This window comes from Caulobacter sp. Root1455, from assembly GCF_001426905.1.
GTDB lineage: Bacteria > Pseudomonadota > Alphaproteobacteria > Caulobacterales > Caulobacteraceae > Caulobacter.
In genome coordinates, this window is sequence record NZ_LMFQ01000020.1 from 293,422 (window position 1) to 312,082 (window position 18,661).

Genomic DNA, 18,661 nt, shown 5'->3' on the forward strand with positions numbered 1-18,661 from the left:
ACTGGGATGGGGTGGTGGCGGAGAGGGTGGGATTCGAACCCACGGTGCCCTTCCAGGCACGCCGCATTTCGAGTGCGGTACATTCGACCACTCTGCCACCTCTCCAGGGGGTCTTCGGGGCCTGCCCGGGGGCTGGCCTTGAGTGAGGGCGGGATACCTAGCGGCGCCGCCGAAAGAGTGCAAGGGCCTGTGACAAGCTTTTGTGTCGCGGGGCGCGGTTTCCCGTCGCGGGGCGGGCCCGGCCTAGGCCTTGGGATAGAGAACCATCTGGGTGCAGCGGAAAAGCGCGATGGTCTTGCCGGTGGCTTCGGCGGTGACGAGGGCGTCCCAGACCTGGGTGTTGCGGCCGCCGTGGACCAGGGTCGCCTCGCAGGCCACGCCGCCGCCCTCGCGCACCGTGCCCAGGAAGTTGGACTTCAGCTCGATGGTGGTGAAGCCGCTGGCCCCCTCGGGCAGCGAGACCACGCAGCCGTAGCCGCTGGCGCTGTCGGCCAGGGCGATGACGCTGGCGGCGTGCAGGAAGCCGTTGGGGGCCATGTGGCGCTGGGTCACGGTCATGCGCCCGCGCACGCGGCCGGGCGCCGCTTCCAGCCATTCCAGGCCCAGCAGATCGGGCAGGTGGCCCTTCTGGCCGGCTGTCAGAGCGGCGCTGCGATCGCCGTCGCCGAGGTTCCGCGCGGCTTCGAGCGGGGATGGGGCGGCGCTGTTGTCTTCGGCCATGGGGCGTCTCCTTCGCGTGCCCAGTTCTTCGCGTGCGAAGCATCTACGCGCCGGGACGGGTCGAGGCAAGTCCGTTTTTAAATAGAACTGATATCGACGGGCTGGAACCGCTTGCCGTCCTCGCCCTCCGGCGGCAGGCGGAAGGCGCGGATTCCGACCTGCAGGGCCGGGGCGGCCAGCGGACCGGGCGCGGCCGCCACGGCGGCGCGGCGGGCGACGAAGGCCTGCGCCGAGACGGCGTCGCCGGCGTCGATGTTGCGGGCCTTCTGCTCGGCGACCGTGGTGCTCCAGGCGTCGATGACGTCGCCGGTCCAGCCGACGAGGATCCGGGTCGCCGGCGGCAGGTTCAGCAGGCGGCGGGCGGCGGCGTGCAGGCCGGCGGGGTCGGCGCCGGGGGCGGCGCTGTCGTCCAGGCCCTGGTCCGGCGGCAGGATGGCCGAGCCGGCGAAGACCACGTCGCCGACCTGATACGCCGTGGCGCCGGGCAGGCGGCCGGGCAGGGCGATGGCGGTGATCTCGATCCCGCCCATCGGCAGGGCCTCGCCGTCCTGGGCCAGCTTGTCGAAGTCCCAGCCGTCCAGGTCGACGCCGTCGCCGCCGAGCACGGGGACCAGGCGCTTGAGGCTGTCCAGCACCGAAGCGCCGATGCAGATCGAGGCGCCGGTCTCGTATTTCACGTGGCCGGCCGCCGACAGGTGGTCGGTATGCAGCCCGGTCTCCAGGATCCAGGTCGGGCCCAGGTCCTTGGCGCGGACGTCGGCGATGATGGCGTCGATGAAGCGGGTGTCGACCGCCTGGGTCAGCGGATCGTAGTCGAGGACGGGGTCGACGAACGCGCAGAGCAGGGTGGCCGGATCGGCGATCAGATAGGTGACCCGTCCGGTGGCGGGGTGGTGGAAAGCGGTGATTTCCGGCTGCATAGATCGGTCCGATGACGCCCTGAGGCGGGCACCTTGACCGGAAGCTCTTAAGTATCGGCGAACAAGACCAGCCTGCTCGCCCCCGAGGCGATTCGTCTCAGGGGTGAGACCTATGGGCGTTCCGCGGCCGCCGCGCAGCCCTTGTCGCCGCGCATTTCGGTGACCCACACGGGCTCGACATAGCGGTCGCCGTCGCGGAATCCGGGGGCGCAGCCGTCCGGCGTGTCGGACTTGCCGGACTTGCCGCCGCCGCGCATGTCCAGCGACAGGGCCAGGGATTGGGAGGATCCGCCGCGCGGTCCCCAGCCATAGCCATAGCCGCCGCCATAGCCGTAACCACCGTAACCACCGTAACCGTAGCCGCCGTGCTTGCCGTAGTCGGTCTTGCCGACGGCGACGCCCAGGGTTCCGGTCTCGCCGATCGGGATCAGGCTCGAGACATAGCCGCTGCGATAGCCACCGGTGCCGACGCTGACGCCCATCTCGCCGTGGACCTGGCGCTTGCCGTCCTTGTCCAGGGGGTAGCCGTTGACGTCGAGGTCGGCGCGCGGGGCGTAGTCGATCGGCCCCCCCTGGATCGGCGGAGCGTCGGCCATCCAGGCGGAGAGCGGGTCGACGACGGCCGGCTTGGCGCGTTCGGCCGCGTCGCGGGCCTGGGCGTCGGCCTTGGCCTTGGCCAGTTCGGCCTCGGTCGGCGGGCGGGTGGCGCGGGCGGCGGCGGTGGTCACCACCTCGTCGTCGGCCGAACGGGCGAGCGCCGCGCCGGGCAGGGCCAGCGGCAAGGCCAGTAGGGCGGCGAGGGCGATGCGGGACGCGAACATGGACGAAACCTCCGACCCCGCCACAGTGGGCTCGGTCTGCAACCGAATTAGGGCCTGAATGTATCGCTTAAGCAAGACAAGGAGGGCGCGAGCCGAAGCTCGCGGCGTCACAGCGCCTCAAGCGCGGCTTCCAGCGCCGCCATGTCCGGGGGCAGGGGGGTCTCGAAGCGCAGGGTCTCTCCGGTGATCGGGTGGACGAAGCCCAGCACGGCCGCGTGCAGGGCCTGGCGGGAGAAGCCGATCTCGGTCAGGGCCGCCTTGACCGGGGCGGCCGGGGCGCCGGCGCCGTAGACCGGGTCGCCCAGGCAGGGACTGCCCTTGCTGGCCATGTGCACGCGGATCTGGTGGGTGCGGCCGGTCTCCAGCCGGCAGGCGACGCGGGCGGCCAGGGGAGCGTTCTGGGCCTTGCCCGACGACCCGAAGGTCTTCTCGACGCGATAGTGGGTGATCGCCTCGCGGCCGCCGGACTTCAAGACGGCCATCTTCTTGCGGTCGCCGGGCGAGCGGCCCAGCTGGGTGACGATCGTCCCGACCGCCGGATGCGGCGCGCCGCGGGTCAGGGCGACGTACATCCGGTCGATGTCGTGCTTGGCGAACAGCGCCGACAGCCCCTGGTGGGCGGCGTCGGTCTTGGCCGCCACCATCACGCCGGAGGTTTCCTTGTCCAGGCGATGGACGATGCCGGGCCGGGCGACGCCGCCGATGCCGGACAGACTGTCGCCGCAGTGGAACAGCAGGGCGTTGACCAGGGTGCCGGTCTCGCAGCCCGGGGCCGGATGGGCGGCCATACCCGGCGGCTTGTCGATGACGATCAGGTAGGCGTCCTCATAGAGCACGCTGAGCGGGATGTTCTCCGGCTCGGGTTCGGCGGCGACCGGGGGCGGGATCAGCACCTCGTAGACGCCGGCCGGAGCCTTGGCCTTGCCGTCGGTCATGGCCCGCGGTGCGCGGCCCTCGACGACCAGCGACACCTGGCCGGCGGCGATCAGGGCCTGCAGGCGAGCCCGCGACAGGTCCGGCGCGGCGGCGGCCAGGGCCTTGTCCAGCCGCTGGCCGGCCAGGCCGGCGCCCAGCTCGATCCGCACGACGTCGCCGCGGGCGTCCGCTTCGGGGGCGCCCAGATCGTCGATCTCGTCGTCGATCAGCGTCTCGCTCGGGTCGGGCGGCTGGATCAAGGCGTCTTCACGGCTCCGTCATGGCTATGTCGTATCGGGGACATCGCCCGCGCCTAACGGCTCAGGTTCAAGCCTAGCGTCCGAAGGGGATAGTCGATGCGCGCGATCCGCACCACCTTGCTCATGACCGCCGTCAGCGGTCTGGCGCTCTGCGCCGGATTGGCCGCCGGCGTCGCCCACGCGGCCGAGCCGGACGCCACCGCCCCGGAACAGGTCGAGGCGCTGATCGTCACCGCCCAGAAGCGCGAACAGCGGGCCCTGGACGTGCCGATCGCCCTGACGGCCTATTCGGGCGCCATGCTCGACCGGCTGGGCGTGCAGGAGTTCGACAAGCTGTCGGCCTTCGTGCCGGGCTTCCAGGTCCAGAACCAGTCGCCCAACAACCCCGGCTTCGTGATGCGCGGCATCACCTCCGACAGCGGCGAGGCCACGGTCGAGCCGCGCGTCTCGGTGTTCCAGGACGGCGTGTCGATCTCCAAGTCGCGCGGTTCGTACGTCGAGCTGTTCGACGTCCAGCGCATCGAGGTGGCCAAGGGCCCGCAGTCGACCCTGTTCGGGCGCGGCGCGATGATCGGGGCGGTCAACATCATCCAGAACAAGGCCGACGTGCACGCCCTGGACTGGCGCGTGGGGGCCGAGCTGGGCGACCACGGCTACGGCCTGTTCGAGGGCATGGCCAACGTGCCGCTGAGCGACACCTTCGCGGTCCGTTTCGCCGGCCGCTACAAGGAGCGCGACGGCGCGATCGAGAACGTGCTGGGCGGCAGGAACCTGGGTTCGACCGACACCGGCGCGGCCCGCCTGTCGTTCCGCTGGACCCCGACCGACAAGCTCGACGCCGACCTGATCCTCAACTACGAGGCCGACCATCCGACGGGCACCTCGTTCAAGTCCAACGCCTTCAACCCGACCAACACCGCCACGGGCCAGGCCCTGGGCGACCGCGACCCCAACAGCCCGGCGGGCCTGTCCAGCGGCTACGGCTTCGAGGGCGGCGCGCCGCTGGGCCTCAAGCGCTTCGTTCAGGGCGCGACGGCCCTGGTCGACTATCGCTTCAACGACGCCTGGACCCTGTCGTCGATCACCGCGGCCCGCCACTTCGCCAGCGACGAGGTGTTCGACCCGGACGGCTTCTCGCTGCCGATGTTCGTGTTCGCCGAGGACGCGCGCGGCACGCAGTACAGCCAGGAGCTGCGCCTGAACCACGACAACGGCGGCAAGATCAGCTGGTTCGGCGGCGTCAGCTATTTCGACGAGGACGCCCGGACTCGCGTGCCGCTGCAGTTCGACGAGCGCTACGCCCTGGCCCTGCTGACCAGACAACTCAGCAAGCCCAATCCGCAGCCGACGGCGGTGCTGACCAACACCACCTTCCTGGCGGCTCTGGTCACCGGCCTGACCGGCGGCGCGGCCAGTGGTCCCACGGCCCTGGGCATCGCCAACAATCTGGGCGTCCACACCGAGCAGTTCACCAACTACGGCACGACCCGGTCGTGGGACGTCTATGGCGACGCCACCTGGCATGTGAGCGACCGCTTCGAGCTGTCGGCCGGCCTGCGCTACACCAATGACGACAAGTCCAGCGGGATCGCGTCCCGGGTCAGCCAGCGCTCGATCCTGGGCGGAACGATCGGCGCGCTCAGCCAGCCGGCGGCGACGCGGCAGGCCATTCTCGGCGCCCTGGCCGTTCCGGGCGCGGCCAACATCCCGACCTCGGTCGGCTATCCGATTCCGATGTTCGGCCTGTTCGCCCAGCCGACCACCGGCAACGGCCAGATCTCGACCCAGGACTTCACCGACGACGGCCTGACCTGGCGCCTGGTGGGCCGCTACGAGGTCACGCCCGAGGCCAGCCTCTACGCGTCCTACGCCCGCGGCCGCCGCCCCAAGGTGCTGTCCTCGGCCGCGCCCGCCGCGCCGATGTCGCCGGGCAAGTTCACCCCGGTCTCGGCCGAGACCGTCGACAGCTACGAGGCCGGCGCCAAGAGCCGGCTGCTGGGCGGCGCGCTCTATGTCGAGGGCGCGGTCTACTACTACACCTACGACAACTTCCAGACGTCGGTGCAGGAAGGGGCCCAGATCATCACCACCAACGCCGGCAAGGCCGAAAGCTACGGTTTCGAGGGCCAGGCCACCTGGCAGGCGGCCAGCTTCGCCGAGGTGTTCGCGACCTACGGCTACAACCACGGGCGCTTCAAGGCCGGCATCCGCGACGGCAACCGCTTCCGCCTGTCGCCGGACAACAAGGTCTCGCTGGGGACCAGCCTGCACGCCGACCTGCTGAACGGCCGCTTCACCTTCACGCCGATCTACGCCTGGCAGTCCAAGGTGTTCTTCGACGACGACAACGACATCCCGGCCCTGCAGAAGAACAATCTGATCCCCGACCTGGTGCAGGACGAGTTCCAGAAGAGCTACGGCCTGCTGGACCTGCGCCTGCAGTACCAGCCGTCGTTCGCCCACTGGACGGTCGGGGCCTTCGTGACCAACGCCACCGACGAGAAGTACGTCAAGGACGCGGGCAACACCGGCGACGGCTTCGGCATCCCAACCTTCATCGCCGGCAACCCGCGCTACTACGGCGTGACGTTCTCGCTGCGGCGGTAGGGCTCCGTCGGGGACACGCACTCATACTCGACGCCCTGCGATTAGGGCGCGGATCGTGGGATGAGTGCGTGTCCCCGTTCGTAGCCCTACGTCTCCGCCTCTTCCTCGCGGCCGGTGATCGATCCGTCCGTGAACAGATATTCCTTCAGCTGCGCGTCGGTCTCCGGATCGCTGCGGCGCAGCCATTCCAGCACCATGGCCGCGTGCTCCAGCTCCTCGCGGGCGTTGTGCAGCAGGATCTTGCGCAGCTCCGGGTCATCGCAGTCGTCGGCCCGCTGGCGATACCAGTCCACCGCCTCCAACTCCTCGATCAGCGACGTGATGGCGTAGTGCTGGTTGAGCGTCTTGCCGCGCAGCTTTTCTCGCGGGACATGGAGTCCTTCGCTGGACATGCATTGTCATCCTACTGTTGTCTCTAGGGGCTAACGCACGAGAAGACCAAGCGGCGCCGTGAGCCTTCCGGGGAGTTGAGCATGACCATCGACAGACGCAGGGCCCTGGCCCTCTTTGGCCTGGGGGGCGCGGGCGCGGCCGGCGAGGCGATGGCGGCGACGCCCCGGGCGCCGTTCGCCGGCCGGGTCGCGTTCATTCACGGCGTCGCTTCGGGCGACCCGCTGGACGACCGGGTGGTGCTGTGGACGCGGGCGACGGCCGAGGCGACGACGGCCCCGATCGCCGTGCGCTGGGATGTGGCCGCCGACCCGGCCTTCAAGACCATCGTCCGCCAGGGCCAGGCCACGGCCGTCGCCGCCCGCGACCACACGGTCAAGGTCGACGTCACGGGTCTCAAGCCGGCGACCGACTATTTCTACCGCTTCCGGCACGTGAAGAACGGCAAGCCGTCCGGCAAGGGCGTGAGCGGCCGCACCCGCACCCTGCCCAAGGGCCCGACCCGCGACGTCGTCCTCGCGGTGGCCTCGTGCAGCCTGTATCCGAACGGCTATTTCAACGCCTATGACGCGATCGCCAGGCTGCCGCGCGTCGACGCCGTCCTGCATCTGGGCGACTACATCTACGAGTACGGCGCCGCGCCCGACGACTACGGCATGGCCTCGCCCACCGCCAAGACCCGCGTGCCGGACCCGCCGCGCGAACTCCTCTCCCTGGAGGACTATCGCCGCCGCCATGCTCTGTACAAGACCGACCCCGCCCTGCAGGCCGCCCACGCCCGCGCGCCGTGGATCGTGGTCTGGGACGACCACGAGACCGCCGACAACAGCTGGATCGGCGGGGCCGAGAACCATCAGCCCAAGACCGAGGGCGACTGGGCCAAGCGCAAGGCGGCCGGGATCAAGGCCTATTACGAGTGGATGCCGATCCGCGAGCCGGCGGCCGGGACCCTGCCCGAGGCGTCCTGGCGGCGCTTCCAGTTCGGCGACGTCGCCACCCTGCTGATGACCGAGACCCGGCTGACGGCGCGCAGCCACCAGCTGGACTATGGCAGCGACCTGCCGGTGAAGGACGGCAAGCCCGACTTCGCGGCCTTCGCCGTCAAGCTGGCCGACCCGGCCCGGCGGATGATGGGCCAGGGCCAGGAGCAGTGGTTGGCCCGCGAGGTCGACGCCTCGATGAAGGCCGACACCGCCTGGCAGGTGCTGGGCAACCAGGTGGTCATGGCCCGGGTGATCCCGCCCGACCTGAAGGCGGCCATGGGCGACGCGGCCTATGCGGCCCTGCTGGCCAAGCTGCCCGACTATGTCGCCAAGCCGGTCGAGCAGAGCCGGGGCCTGTCCCTGGCCGGCGCGCCCGGCAACCTGGACGCCTGGGACGGCTATCCGGCCGACCGCTCGCGGGTCTACGACATCTTCAAGGCCGGCAAGGCGCGGCCGATCGTGCTGGCCGGCGACAGCCACGCCTTCTGGGCCAACGAGCTGTGGGACGACGCGGGGACGACGCGGGTGGCCGCCGAGTTCGGCGTCACCTCGGTGACCTCGCCGGGCTACAGCGACTACCTGCCGGGCGCGCCGCTGGACCAGGCCTATGTGGCGCGCAACAAGGAGGTGAAGTTCACCGACCAGGGCGCCAAGGGCTTCCTGCTGCTGACCCTCGAGCACGGCCGGGCGACGGGCGAGCTGGTCGCCGTCTCGACGATCCTGGACACCAAGTACCAGACCCGGGTGCTGAAGCGGTTCGTGGTCACGCCGGGCGACGAGGGCGGGGTGAAGGCGCTGGCGGAGGGGTAGTTCCCACGTTGGACGCCCCCTCCGTCACGATGCGTATTCGCATCGCGCCACCTCCCCCGCTTTGCGGGTGAGGAGGATGCCGCGTTCCTTTCCTCCCCCGTGAACCGGGGGAGGTGGCGGGCGAAGCCCGACGGAGGGGGCGTCCCCCTACCGCCGCTCCAGCGCGATCCGCACGCCGAACGCGACGAACACCCCGCCGGTCACCCGGTCCAGCCACTTGACCACGCCCGGCTTCCTCAGCGCCCGGGCGATCGGCGCGGTGGCCAGGATCAGGCCGCCGGCCCAGGCCAGGCCCATGACCACGTGGATCGACGCCAGCAGCAGGCCGAAGGCGGCGGGGCCGGCGCCGGTCGGGATGAATTGCGGCAGGAACGATACGTAGAACACCCCGACCTTGGGGTTCAGCAGGTTGTTCCAGAAACCCTTGGCCAGCGCCGCGGCCAGTCCTCTGGAAGGCGGGGCCGCGCCCGCGTCCGCGTCGAAGGCGGCGCGCGGCTTGCGCAGCAGGTTCAGGCCCAGCCAGACCAGATAGGCCGCGCCGGCCCATTTCAGGATCGTGTAGGCGGTGTGTGAGGCCACCAGCAGGGCCCCGGCTCCGAACGCCGCCGCCGCGCCCCAGGCCAGGCACCCCAGCCCGATCCCCACCGCCACGGCGGTCGCGCGCCGCCAGCCCTCGGCGGCGGCCGTGCGCAGCACCAGGGCGGTGTCCAGTCCCGGCGTGATGGTCAGCAGGCCGGCGGCGAGGGCGAAGGCGATCAGGGCCTGGGCGGTGGTCATGTCGATCCTGTGCGTCGTCCGGCCGGCGGGCGCAAGCCGGACTTGGCCGCCCTGGCCCGTCAGCCGGTGATGTGGCCGATGGCGGCGGCGATCGCCTGCCAGGCCGGCGATTCCGCGACCTGAACCTGGGTGATGTGGAGCAGCAGCATCAGCCCTCCGCCGATCAGGTAGACCGGATGAGGCCGCCCCCGGGTGCGCCAGTCCACCCACATGGCGACGAACAGCAGAATGTCGCCGATCAGGGCGGGAGGAACGGCGACGAAAACCGGCGGCGCGAACACCGCGGGCAATCCGGGCGGCGGGGCCGGCGGCGGCGGGGCCGACGGCGCGAGCAGCGTCAGGAACCACCGCGCGATCGGCGCGCCCAGCAGCGAGATCGTGGCCAGCAGCAGCAGGCGCTTGTGCGTCTCCGGCCGCCTGACCTCGATGATCGCCAGGGCGAACGCGCCGATGAAGAAGCCGATGCCGCCGATGCTCACCCAGGCGAAGGCCCGCACCCCGTGCGCCAATCCCTCCGGCTGGCCGGGCAGCGAGGCCTGGGAGATCCGCAGCGAGACAATAGCGGTGACCACGAACACCATGGCGGTGGCGATGGACACGCCCAGCACGCCCCAGGTGCGGTGGGCCAGGGTCTTGCCCCGCGCCACCAGCCAGGTCTGGGTGCAGAAAAACGCCATCCAGGCGAACAGCACGAGGCCGTGGATGTGGACCAGCGGCGGGCCCTTGAACTTGCCCTCGACCATCGGCACGAAATAGGTCGGCATGAAGCCGAGCACGGCGATGATCAGGCAGGTCAGCGCCATCGCGAAATAGAATTGGCGCGAGACGTTCGTCCGCGCATCGGTCTGCAAAGCCGCTTCGGCCATGTGTCGCCCCCTCGAAACCCCGAAGGACGATGACACAAATCCGCTCGTTCGCAACTTTGGTCGACCGGCGTTCTCCAGGGGGTCTTGACGCCGCCTGCACACGCCCTGGCCGCCGGCTTCACGCGGGCGGGGCAGGCTGGCGGGATGAGAAGAGCCCTACGCCTCGCGCTCGACCAGCGCCCCGTTCTCCCAAACGCGGTAGAAGCAGGAGCGGAAACCCACGTGGCAGGCGCCCCCGTCGCCTTGCGGGCGGACCTTGATCAGCACCGCGTCCTGGTCGCAGTCGATGCGCAGCTCGGTGACGATCTGCAACTGGCCGCTGGTCTCGCCCTTCTTCCAGAGGCTGCCCCGCGAACGGCTGAAATAGTGGGCGATCCCGGTGTCGAGGGTCAGCTTCAGGGCCTCGTCGTTCATCCAGGCGAACATCAGGATCTCGCCGGTGTCGGCGTGCTGGGCGATGGCGGCGACCAGGCCGCTTCCATCAAAGCGGGGAGCGATGGCGGCGCCGCGCTCCAGGGCGGTCTTGTCGGCGGCGGGCGGGAAGATCGAGGAGGTGGTCATGGACGCACATATGGCGCCCCCTCGCCGGGCGTCAAAGCGTGGATCAAGGAACGGGTCGCGGCGCTGGACGCCTGGGCGCGGCCCTGGGCCGAGCGCGGTCGGCTGAACGGCTGGGCCTACGAGTTCCTGCTGTTCGGCCTCAAGCAGGCCTGGGCCTGTCTGTTCGGCGGGCTGATGCTGGCGCTGATCGTCGGCACGCATCTTTGGTGGCCCGCTGGCGCGCCGCTGGCGCGCTACGACTTTCTCGTCATCGCCTCGGTCGCCATCCAGGCCTCGCTGCTGGCCCTGAAGCTGGAACGTTGGGACGAGGCGGCGGTGATCGGCGTCTTCCACGGGGTCGGCACGATCATGGAGGTGTTCAAGACCGCCCACGGCTCGTGGATCTATCCCGAGCCGGGCCTGCTGAAGATCGCCGGCGTGCCGCTGTTCAGCGGCTTCATGTACGCCTGCATCGGCAGCTACATCGCGCGGATCTGGCGATTGTTCGACGTGACCTATGTCCGCTACCCGCCGATCTGGACCACCTGGGTGCTGGCGATCCTGGCCTACGCCAACTTCTTCACCCACCACTACGGGCCCGACATCCGCCTGGGCCTGTTCGCGCTGTCGGTCGTGATCTTCGGCCGGACCTGGTTCCTGTTCACGCCCGACCGCGTCGCGCGACGCATGCCGTTCCTGCTGGGCGGCCTGCTGGTGGCCCTGTTCATCTGGTTCGCCGAGAACCTCGGCACCCTGGCCGGCGCCTGGGTCTATCCCAGCCAGCGCCACGGCTGGACGATGGTGCCGATCGGCAAGCTGGGGGCCTGGTATCTGCTGATGCTGCTCAGCTACGTGCTGGTGACGGCGGTGCATCGGCCGAGGACGGCAGGATGCGACTAGTTTTCGAAGATGGTCCGGATCACGCCGAGCAAGGCCTGGAGGTCGTCTTCAGGCAGCATTCCCAACTTCTTGCGCAGGCGCCGGCGATCGATGGATCGCATCTGGTCGGGAACGATCAGGCCGTCCCGGTCCTGGAACACGACCGGCACGCGAAACGATGTGGTCCAGCCGCCGGTGGTCATCGGCGCGATGAGGACGGTCCGCACGACCTTATTGAGTTCGTCCGGCGAGATGATGACGCAGGGCCGAGTCTTCTGGATCTCGTGGCCCACGGTCGGATCAAGGTCGGCAAGCCAGACCTCTCCGCGCGTCACCATTCGCCGTCCCATTCCTCGACATCGAAATCATTGCCGAACTCAGGCCAGACGAGCCCGTCAGCCCCGGCTTCGGCCATGGCGCGGGCCTCTTCCTCCCAGCCTTCACGAGGATGCTTCTTCGGCGCGGCGACGATGATGATGCGGTCGTCCTCCATCGTCACGTCCACGGCGTCGCCGGCTTCCGCGCCGATGCTGGCCAGGAAGGGCTTGGGCAGGATCACCCCCGCCGAATTGCCGATCTTGCGCACCGAGGATCGCATGACGCCGTCTCCGTTAGAACGGAGTTATAACATTTTCTGGCCGCTACTTCCAGATCGGCTTGCCGTCGCCCGGCAGCCCCAGCCGCGCCCACTTCTCGCTGACCGCGTCGATCACCGCCTGGTCCATGCGGATCTCGTTACCCCACTCGCGGTGGGTCTCGGGCGGCAGCTTGTCGGTGGCGTCGAGGCCGATCTTCGACCCCAGGCCGCTCTCGGGGCTGGCGAAGTCGAGATAGTCGATCGGGGTGTTCTCGATCACCGTGATGTCCCGCGCGGGGTCCATCTTGGTGCTGATCGCCCACATCACGTCCTTCCAGTCGCGGGCGTTGATGTCGTGGTCCACGACGATCACCCACTTGGTGTACATGAACTGGCGCAGATAGCTCCAGACGCCCAGCATCACCCGCTTGGCGTGGCCCGGATAGGCCTTCTTCATCGACACCACGGCGATCCGGTAGCTGCAGCCCTCGGGCGGCAGCCAGAAGTCGACGATCTCGGGGAACTGCTGGCGGATCAGCGGGATGAACACCTCGTTCAGCGCCTCGCCGAGCACGGACGGCTCGTCCGGCGGCCGGCCGGTGAAGGTGGTCAGGTAGATCGGGTCCTTCCTCATGGTGATCGCCGTCACCTGGAAGACCGGGAACTTCTCGACGCTGTTGTAGTAGCCGGTGTGGTCGCCGTAGGGGCCCTCGTCCGCGTACTCGTCGAGCAGGACGTGGCCTTCGATGACGATCTCGGCATGGGCCGGCACCATCAGCGGCACGGTCTTGGCCGGGACCAGGTCGACCTTGGCCCCGCGCAGCAGGCCGGCGAACTGGTACTCGGACAGGGTGTCGGGCACCGGGGTTACGGCGGCCAGGATCGTGCCGGGATCGGCGCCCAGCACGGCGCAGGCGGGCAGGGGCTCGCGCTTTCCGGCCTTCTTGTGGCGGGCATAGTGCTGAGCCCCGCCGCGATGGGCCAGCCAGCGCATGATGCAGCGGTCCTTGGACAGGACCTGCATGCGGTAGATGCCCAGGTTGAAGTCGTCCTCGCGGTCCTTGCCCGGGCCCTTGGTGACCACCAGCGGCCAGGTGATCAGCGGGGCCGGCTCGCCCGGCCAGCAGGTCTGGACCGGCAGCTTGGTCAGGTCGATGTCGTCGCCGGTCAGCACCACCTCCTGCACCGGGGCCTTCTTCACCGTGCCCGGCCGCATGGCCATGACGGTCTTGGCCAGGGGCAGCATGTCCAGGGCGTCCTTCAGCCCCTTGGGCGGCTGGGGCTGGCGCAGGAAGGCCAGCAGTTCGCCCACCTCGCGCAGCTCGCCCGCCGTGGTGCGCGGCTCGCCGCCCAGGGTGACGCCCATGGCCACCCGCTTGACCGTGCCGAACAGGTTGGCCAGCGCGGGCATCGGCGAGCGCGTGCCGTCGGGCAGGATCACGTTCTCGAACAGCACCGCCGGCCCGCCCGTGGCCAGCAGCCGGGTCTGGATCTCGGTCATCTCCAGCACGGTCGACACCGGCTCGGTCACCCGCACCAGCTCGCCCTTCGCCTCGAGGACGTCGATGAATTCGCGAAGCGAGCGATAGGCCATGCCGGGGAACTCCTGAACGCGGCGGAACCTAGAGGCCGCCCCGCGTCGCGGCAAGCGCGGCCCCGCAAGCTTAACCCTAGGCGCCGCCCGCGCGACGTGATCCTGTCCACCCCGACAGCTCAGGTTGAAAGAGTCCGACGATGACCGATGCTTCCTCCAGCGCCCCGCTCGACACCATCGATTCCCGCGCCGTGCGGCAGGCGACGATCCTCCGCCTGGCCACCGGCCTGATCCAGGGCCTGCTGCTGTACGGCCTCTGGCAGGCCGACAAGTCCAAGGTCTGGCCGGCCACCCAGCACGAGGTCTATGCCGCCTTCCTGATGGTCGTCCTGTTCGTGCCGTTCGTGGGGCTGGCCGGGGTCTCGGCCCTGCGTCTGCGCACCCTGGCGGTCTGGAAGGTCGTGGCCGCGATCCTCGCCGCCGGCCTGGGCGCCTATGGGGTCTGGAGCGGAGATCCCGCCGTCCAGGGCGTCGACGGCCTGGGGCCGCAGACCTTCCTGGCGATCGCGGCCCTGGTCTTCATCGGCCACCACCTAGTCCAGCCGGCCGACATGGAGCGGCGGCGCATCGCCCGCTACCCGACCTATTTCGACGTCACCTGGAAGCACGGGGTGCAGGCGGTGCTGTCGCTGGGCTTCACCGGCGCCTTCTGGCTGCTGCTGTTCCTGGCCGCGGCCCTGTTCAAGCTGATCGGCGTCGACGCCATCCAGAAGCTGATCCGGCACGAGTGGTTCGCCTACCCCGCCACCACCCTGATGTTCGCCGCCGCCGTGCAGCTGACCGACGTGCGGGCCAACCTGGTGCGCGGCGTGCGCACGGTCGCCCTGACCCTGCTGGCCTGGCTGCTGCCGCTGATGGCGCTGATCGCCGCGGCCTTCCTGCTGACCCTGCCCTTCACCGGCCTGGAGCCGCTGTGGAAGACCAAGAGCGCCACGGCCATCCTGCTGACCGCCGACGCCTTCCTGATCCTGCTGGCCAACGCCGCCTACCAGGACGGAACCGAGAAGACCGCGGTGGTCCTGAAATGGGCCGCGCGGCTGGCCGGCCTGCTGCTGATCCCGATCACCGTGCTGGCGGCCTATGGCCTGAGCTTGCGGATCGGCCAGTACGGCCTCAGCCCCGACCGGATCGTCGCCGCCGCCTGCGTGCTGGTCGCGGCGGGCTACGCCCTGGGCTACGGGATCGCCGCGGTGCGGCCCGGCGCCTGGATGAAGACCTTGGAAGCCGTCAACATCGCCATGGCCTTCGTGGTGATCGCCGTGCTGCTGGCTCTGTTCACCCCGATCGCCGATCCCCGGCGGCTGTCGGTGAATGACCAGGTGGCGCGGCTGAAGAGCGGCAAGGTCACGGCCGACCAATTCGACTACGTCGCCCTGCGCTTCGACGACGGCCGCTTTGGCCGGAAGGCCTTGGAGAGCCTTGAGCGTGATCCCAATCCGGCGATCAGGGCCAAGGCTCTCGAGGTCGGCAAGCTCGACAACAAGCCCTATGCGTCCTTGCTGACCGCGGCCCCCGACCGTTTCAAGAAGACCAAGATCTATCCGAAGGGCCAGGCCTTGCCCAAGGGCTTCGTCGACCAGACCTGGAACGGCGGGGATGAACCCACCTGTCTCGCGGGCTATCTCGACTGCCGGGCGCTGTTGACCGACACCGACGGCGACGGCGTGGCCGAGGTGCTGCTGTCCTACGGCCAGACCTTCGAGATCTTCAAGGCCGATGCGGCCGGCGTTTGGACCAAGACGGCCGAGACCTCGATGTTCTGCGGGGACCTCGACAAGGCGCTCGAGACGGGCGACGTCCATGTCGCGCCATCCGCGCCGGCCCAGGACCTGGTCATCGGCGGCAAGTCGATGAGGATCGATCCTTCGCCCTCATGCGCCAAGGACGGCGGCCGGACAGACGCGGTGATCATGAGCGGCGTCAAGCGCTAGCCAAGACTCTCGCCGACCGCGCCGGCTTAGGCTCGCCGTTGGCCGCCTCGGCTCCCTCTTCGCGGGATTCGACGTCTAGCCGCGCGTCCGGGTTGTGTTAAGATAACACTGTTCTTTGAAATGGCCCGGCCATCGGCGGGGCCGGTGAAGCGTGCGCGTTCGACCCCCGGGAGGACAGCCATGGACTGGGACACCATCGCCGCCAAGCTCAAGGAAGGCTTCGACGAAGACACCGTCGAGGACCTGATCGAGACCCTCAAGAAGGCCGTCAACCCACCGGGCGGCGCGAACCCGGCGGGCGGCGCCGGTGCGACCCCCGACGATATCGCGGCCGCCCTGGGCCGCATCCTGGGCAAGTTCGGCGGCGGCGTGGCCGGCGGGGCCACCGGCCTGGATCCCGACCTGCTGAAGCTGTTGCTGGAGCTGCTGGGCCCGCTGGCCCGCGACCTTCTGGCCCGGCTGATCGAGCGCTTCGTCGGCGGCGGAGAGCGCTACCGGACCGAGCACCAGGGCGGGCACAAGTACAGCAAGATCGTCCGCCATCCGAAGGACGTGTTAGACCTGGTCGAGGACCTGGCCCCCGACGTCTTCGTCACCGACAACCTGCGGCCCGAATGCAAGGGCGACAGCGTCCAGTTCACGCTCTCATTGAAGGTCGTCTGCCAGGAAGAGCCGATCCGGTTCATCCAGGTGCAGAGCATGGGACCGGCCGGCTCCCAGGCCTATCCGCGCATCACCATGGCGGGCGATCCCGGCTCGAAGCTCCCCAAGCGCGACGACCAGGAGGTGGACGCCAGCTACGACGTCCAGTTCACGATCGACGTGCCCTGCACCGAGATCTTCAAGAACGGCGGCACGGTGATCTTCGTGATCACCGTCCAGGACTTCGACGGCAACCAGGTGGTCGATTTCTGCGAGGCCGAGGCCGCCGACTTCGTGCTGAAGAACAAGTGCTGCGGCACGAATGTCGACGAGGTGTTCCGCGCGCGCCTGCTCGATCTGATCCGCACCGGCATGCGGCCCCTGACCCCGGGCGACCTGGAGAAGCTGATCGAGCTGATCGTCCGTCCCAAGACCGAGGCGCGCCCCGCCCCGTCGACGCCCGCGCCGCCGCCCGAGACCGCGCCGAAGACCCCGGCGCCCAAGATCCCGCCCAAGAAGACTGGGGCCGGCGTCAAGCTGGGCGAACTGCTGGTCGAGATTCCGATCGAGGATCTCGAGGCGTTCGAGGACGACCTGGAGGTCCAGCCGCCGCCGGAACGCCGGGGCGGCCCGTCGACTAAACGCCCTCGCTGACCGCGTTCAGCCGCGCATAGACCCCGCCGGCCGCCTTCAGCTCGCCGTGGCGGCCTTCCTCGACGACGCGGCCGTTCTGGAAGACCAGGATGCGGTCGGCGCCGCGCACGGTCGACAGGCGGTGGGCGATGACGATGGTCGTGCGGCCGTGCATCAGGGCCTCGGCGGCCTCCTGGACCTGGCCCTCGGTCTCGACGTCGAGCGAGGAGGTGGCCTCGTCCAGCACCAGGATGGGCGCGTCGGTCAGGAAGGCGCGGGCGATGGCCACGCGCTGGCGCTCGCCGCCCGACAGCTTGACCCCGCGCTCGCCCACCAGGGTCTCGTAGCCCTGGGGCAGGCGCAGGATGAACTCGTGGGCGCGGGCCTTCTTCGCCGCCGAGACGATCTCGTCCTCGGTGGCGTCGGGGCGGCCGTAGGCGATGTTGTCGCGCAGGGTGCGGTGGAACAGGGCCGGGTCCTGCGGCACCACGGCGATGGCGCGGCGGAGCGACCCTTGGGTCACGTGGGCGACGTCCTGGCCGTCGATGACGATCCGTCCGCCCTGCAGGTCGTGCAGGCGCTGGACCAGCTTGACGAAGGTCGACTTGCCCGAGCCCGTCGGCCCGACCAGGGCCACGCGCTCGCCCGGCGCGATCTTCAGCGAGAAATGGTCGTACAGCGGCGCGCCGGCCGACTTGTAGCGGAAGGTCACGTCCTCGAAGGCGATGGCGCCCAGGCCGCGCTTGAACGCCGGCGCGTTCGGGGCGTCGGCGATCTGCGGGGCCAGGCCTTCCCAGGCGGCCAGGTCCTCGGTGTCGTCCAGGCCCTTCTGCAGCATGCGGATGTTCTCGCCCATGTTGCGCAGATAGCCGCTCATCAGCATGAAGGCGGTGATGGCGAAGGCCACGTCGCCGGGGGTCGCGGTCCCCTTGGCCCAGGCCTGGATCATCGCCGCCGTCAGCCCACCCTGCAGCAGGACCAGCAGCAGGTTCTGGCCTAGCCAGACATTGGTGAACTTGTGCCAGGTGACCATCACCGCCTCGCGCCAGGCGGCGGTGACCTCGGCCACGCGGGCGCTCTCGCGGGCCTCGGCGCCGAAGCTCTTGACCGTCGGGTTGGAGGTGACGGCGTCGGCCAGGCTGCCGCCGATCCTGGAGTCCAGGGCGTTGGACTTCAGGTTGGCGGGGCGGACATAGGCGGTGGTGACCACCAGGTTCACGGCGATGTAGGCGGCGACCACCACCAGGGCGACGGCCCCCGCGAGGGGCTGGCGCAGCAGGAGCATCACCGACAGGCCGACCAGCACGATCAGGCTGGGCGCCAGCCAAATGGTCACCGCGTCGGTCACGCTGTCATAGCCCCACATCGCGCGGGTCAGCTTGCGCACCGTGGCCCCGGCGAAGCTGTCGGCGTGCCAGTCGGACGAGAAGGCCTGGACGCGGGCGTAACCCTCGTTGGTCATCTCCTCCATGTTGCGGGCGGCCAGCGGGATCCAGAACCGCATGGCCAGGTTGCGGATCAGCGAGAAGCCCAGATAGACGCCGACGAAGGCCGCCCAGGCGACCCAGGCCGCGTCGATGGCCGACGGGCCTTTCGTGACGGTGTCGATCAATTGGCCCGAGGCCCAGGGCAGGGCCAGGTCGAAGCCGATGGCCGCCAGGGTCAGGCTCACCCCGGCCACGAACAGGCCTTTCCGACGCAGCCAGAAGCGCGCGATGAAGCCCAGCACCCTGGCGTTGCTCAGGGCGCGGCGAGGTTCGCCGTGTTCATCTTGGTCAGCCGCGTCGGTCATGGTG

General features: G+C 69.6%; 17 protein-coding genes and 1 tRNA gene. 5 read left to right on the forward strand and 13 right to left on the reverse strand.

Translation table 11 applies throughout. The features are described 5' to 3' along the window. Nucleotides 1-15: 15 nt before the first annotated feature. The 5 genes from ASD21_RS10760 to ASD21_RS10780 all read right to left on the reverse strand — a co-directional run bounded on the left by ASD21_RS10760 (nt 16) and on the right by ASD21_RS10780 (nt 3,636). A tRNA-Ser gene (locus ASD21_RS10760) sits at nt 16-105 on the reverse strand. A gap of 138 nt (nt 106-243) precedes the next feature. Next, on the reverse strand, nt 244-720 hold the full coding sequence (locus ASD21_RS10765) for a PaaI family thioesterase (protein WP_056440472.1): 477 nt from the start codon (nt 718-720) through the stop codon (nt 244-246). 77 nt (nt 721-797) lie between these two features. After that, the gene (locus tag ASD21_RS10770) at nt 798-1,640 is read right to left on the reverse strand and encodes an MBL fold metallo-hydrolase (RefSeq protein ID WP_056440474.1); all 843 of its coding nucleotides are present in this window, start codon (nt 1,638-1,640) and stop codon (nt 798-800) included. Between the two features lie 110 nt (nt 1,641-1,750). After that, entirely contained in the window at nt 1,751-2,461 is a 711-nt protein-coding gene (locus tag ASD21_RS10775; protein ID WP_056440476.1) for a hypothetical protein, read from the reverse strand. A 107-nt stretch (nt 2,462-2,568) separates the two neighbouring features. After that, nucleotides 2,569-3,636 (reverse strand): RluA family pseudouridine synthase, encoded by a 1,068-nt coding sequence (locus ASD21_RS10780; protein ID WP_082554715.1) that lies wholly within the window; start codon nt 3,634-3,636, stop codon nt 2,569-2,571. Nucleotides 3,637-3,732: 96 nt separating this feature from the next. Between ASD21_RS10780 and ASD21_RS10785 the strand changes: the two genes are divergently transcribed. Further along, nucleotides 3,733-6,243 (forward strand): TonB-dependent receptor, encoded by a 2,511-nt coding sequence (locus tag ASD21_RS10785; protein ID WP_082554716.1) that lies wholly within the window; start codon nt 3,733-3,735, stop codon nt 6,241-6,243. Between the two features lie 86 nt (nt 6,244-6,329). Here the strand turns inward: ASD21_RS10785 and ASD21_RS10790 are convergent, their stop codons facing one another. Further along, nucleotides 6,330-6,635 carry a ferritin family protein gene (locus tag ASD21_RS10790; protein ID WP_056440478.1) on the reverse strand — a complete coding sequence of 102 codons (306 nt, stop codon included), beginning with the start codon at nt 6,633-6,635 and terminating at the stop codon, nt 6,330-6,332. 81 nt (nt 6,636-6,716) lie between these two features. On the opposite strand from ASD21_RS10790, the gene ASD21_RS10795 reads away from it, so the two are divergent. Then, nucleotides 6,717-8,426, forward strand: coding sequence for an alkaline phosphatase D family protein (locus ASD21_RS10795; protein ID WP_056441155.1), 1,710 nt, complete (start codon nt 6,717-6,719; stop codon nt 8,424-8,426). A gap of 147 nt (nt 8,427-8,573) precedes the next feature. Here the strand turns inward: ASD21_RS10795 and ASD21_RS10800 are convergent, their stop codons facing one another. From ASD21_RS10800 to hisI, 3 genes are all read right to left on the reverse strand, one after another. Continuing rightward, nucleotides 8,574-9,203, reverse strand: a complete 630-nt coding sequence (locus ASD21_RS10800; protein WP_056440479.1) for a LysE family translocator — start codon at nt 9,201-9,203, stop codon at nt 8,574-8,576. Between the two features lie 59 nt (nt 9,204-9,262). After that, a complete protein-coding gene (locus tag ASD21_RS10805; RefSeq protein WP_056440481.1) occupies nt 9,263-10,069 on the reverse strand; it encodes a hypothetical protein in 807 nt (268 codons plus the stop codon). Nucleotides 10,070-10,225: 156 nt separating this feature from the next. Continuing rightward, nucleotides 10,226-10,630, reverse strand: a complete 405-nt coding sequence (gene hisI, locus ASD21_RS10810) for a phosphoribosyl-AMP cyclohydrolase (RefSeq protein ID WP_056440482.1) — start codon at nt 10,628-10,630, stop codon at nt 10,226-10,228. Nucleotides 10,631-10,672: 42 nt separating this feature from the next. Between hisI and ASD21_RS10815 the strand changes: the two genes are divergently transcribed. After that, complete coding sequence (locus ASD21_RS10815) at nt 10,673-11,509, forward strand: DUF817 domain-containing protein (RefSeq protein ID WP_056441157.1); 837 nt, start codon at nt 10,673-10,675, stop codon at nt 11,507-11,509. On the opposite strand, the gene ASD21_RS10820 is transcribed toward ASD21_RS10815, so the two are convergent. Genes ASD21_RS10820 through ASD21_RS10830 form a run of 3 tightly spaced genes read right to left on the reverse strand, consistent with a single transcriptional unit; the run spans nt 11,506 to nt 13,659 of the window. Continuing rightward, nucleotides 11,506-11,826, reverse strand: coding sequence for a type II toxin-antitoxin system PemK/MazF family toxin (locus ASD21_RS10820; protein WP_056440484.1), 321 nt, complete (start codon nt 11,824-11,826; stop codon nt 11,506-11,508). The genes ASD21_RS10815 and ASD21_RS10820 overlap by 4 nt on opposite strands. After that, nucleotides 11,820-12,086: an AbrB/MazE/SpoVT family DNA-binding domain-containing protein gene (locus ASD21_RS10825; RefSeq protein ID WP_056440486.1), complete on the reverse strand. Its 267-nt coding sequence runs from the start codon at nt 12,084-12,086 to the stop codon at nt 11,820-11,822. The genes ASD21_RS10820 and ASD21_RS10825 overlap by 7 nt, the downstream gene beginning before the upstream one ends. A gap of 43 nt (nt 12,087-12,129) precedes the next feature. Beyond that, a complete protein-coding gene (locus ASD21_RS10830) occupies nt 12,130-13,659 on the reverse strand; it encodes a UbiD family decarboxylase (RefSeq protein WP_056440488.1) in 1,530 nt (509 codons plus the stop codon). 140 nt (nt 13,660-13,799) lie between these two features. On the opposite strand from ASD21_RS10830, the gene ASD21_RS10835 reads away from it, so the two are divergent. Continuing rightward, entirely contained in the window at nt 13,800-15,590 is a 1,791-nt protein-coding gene (locus ASD21_RS10835) for a DUF4153 domain-containing protein (protein ID WP_156398349.1), read from the forward strand. 180 nt (nt 15,591-15,770) lie between these two features. Then, nucleotides 15,771-16,886 carry a hypothetical protein gene (locus tag ASD21_RS10840; protein ID WP_056440491.1) on the forward strand — a complete coding sequence of 372 codons (1,116 nt, stop codon included), beginning with the start codon at nt 15,771-15,773 and terminating at the stop codon, nt 16,884-16,886. Here ASD21_RS10840 and ASD21_RS10845 read toward each other — a convergent pair. Then, nucleotides 16,870-18,657, reverse strand: coding sequence for an ABC transporter ATP-binding protein (locus ASD21_RS10845; protein ID WP_056440493.1), 1,788 nt, complete (start codon nt 18,655-18,657; stop codon nt 16,870-16,872). The two genes, ASD21_RS10840 and ASD21_RS10845, sit on opposite strands and share 17 nt — an antisense overlap. Between the last annotated feature and the right edge of the window lie 4 nt (nt 18,658-18,661).

Bases quoted from the DNA above. Each gene is read 5' to 3' on its own strand.
- ASD21_RS10765 (WP_056440472.1), bottom strand. From the start codon at position 720: ATGGCCGAAGACAACAGCGCCGCCCCATCCCCGCTCGAAGCCGCGCGG.
- ASD21_RS10770 (WP_056440474.1), bottom strand. From the start codon at position 1,640: ATGCAGCCGGAAATCACCGCTTTCCACCACCCCGCCACCGGACGGGTC.
- ASD21_RS10775 (WP_056440476.1), bottom strand. From the start codon at position 2,461: ATGTTCGCGTCCCGCATCGCCCTCGCCGCCCTACTGGCCTTGCCGCTG.
- ASD21_RS10785 (WP_082554716.1), top strand. From the start codon at position 3,733: ATGCGCGCGATCCGCACCACCTTGCTCATGACCGCCGTCAGCGGTCTG.
- ASD21_RS10790 (WP_056440478.1), bottom strand. From the start codon at position 6,635: ATGTCCAGCGAAGGACTCCATGTCCCGCGAGAAAAGCTGCGCGGCAAG.
- ASD21_RS10795 (WP_056441155.1), top strand. From the start codon at position 6,717: ATGACCATCGACAGACGCAGGGCCCTGGCCCTCTTTGGCCTGGGGGGC.
- ASD21_RS10800 (WP_056440479.1), bottom strand. From the start codon at position 9,203: ATGACCACCGCCCAGGCCCTGATCGCCTTCGCCCTCGCCGCCGGCCTG.
- ASD21_RS10805 (WP_056440481.1), bottom strand. From the start codon at position 10,069: ATGGCCGAAGCGGCTTTGCAGACCGATGCGCGGACGAACGTCTCGCGC.
- hisI (WP_056440482.1), bottom strand. From the start codon at position 10,630: ATGACCACCTCCTCGATCTTCCCGCCCGCCGCCGACAAGACCGCCCTG.
- ASD21_RS10820 (WP_056440484.1), bottom strand. From the start codon at position 11,826: ATGGTGACGCGCGGAGAGGTCTGGCTTGCCGACCTTGATCCGACCGTG.
- ASD21_RS10825 (WP_056440486.1), bottom strand. From the start codon at position 12,086: ATGCGATCCTCGGTGCGCAAGATCGGCAATTCGGCGGGGGTGATCCTG.
- ASD21_RS10830 (WP_056440488.1), bottom strand. From the start codon at position 13,659: ATGGCCTATCGCTCGCTTCGCGAATTCATCGACGTCCTCGAGGCGAAG.
- ASD21_RS10835 (WP_156398349.1), top strand. From the start codon at position 13,800: ATGACCGATGCTTCCTCCAGCGCCCCGCTCGACACCATCGATTCCCGC.
- ASD21_RS10840 (WP_056440491.1), top strand. From the start codon at position 15,771: ATGGACTGGGACACCATCGCCGCCAAGCTCAAGGAAGGCTTCGACGAA.
- ASD21_RS10845 (WP_056440493.1), bottom strand. From the start codon at position 18,657: ATGACCGACGCGGCTGACCAAGATGAACACGGCGAACCTCGCCGCGCC.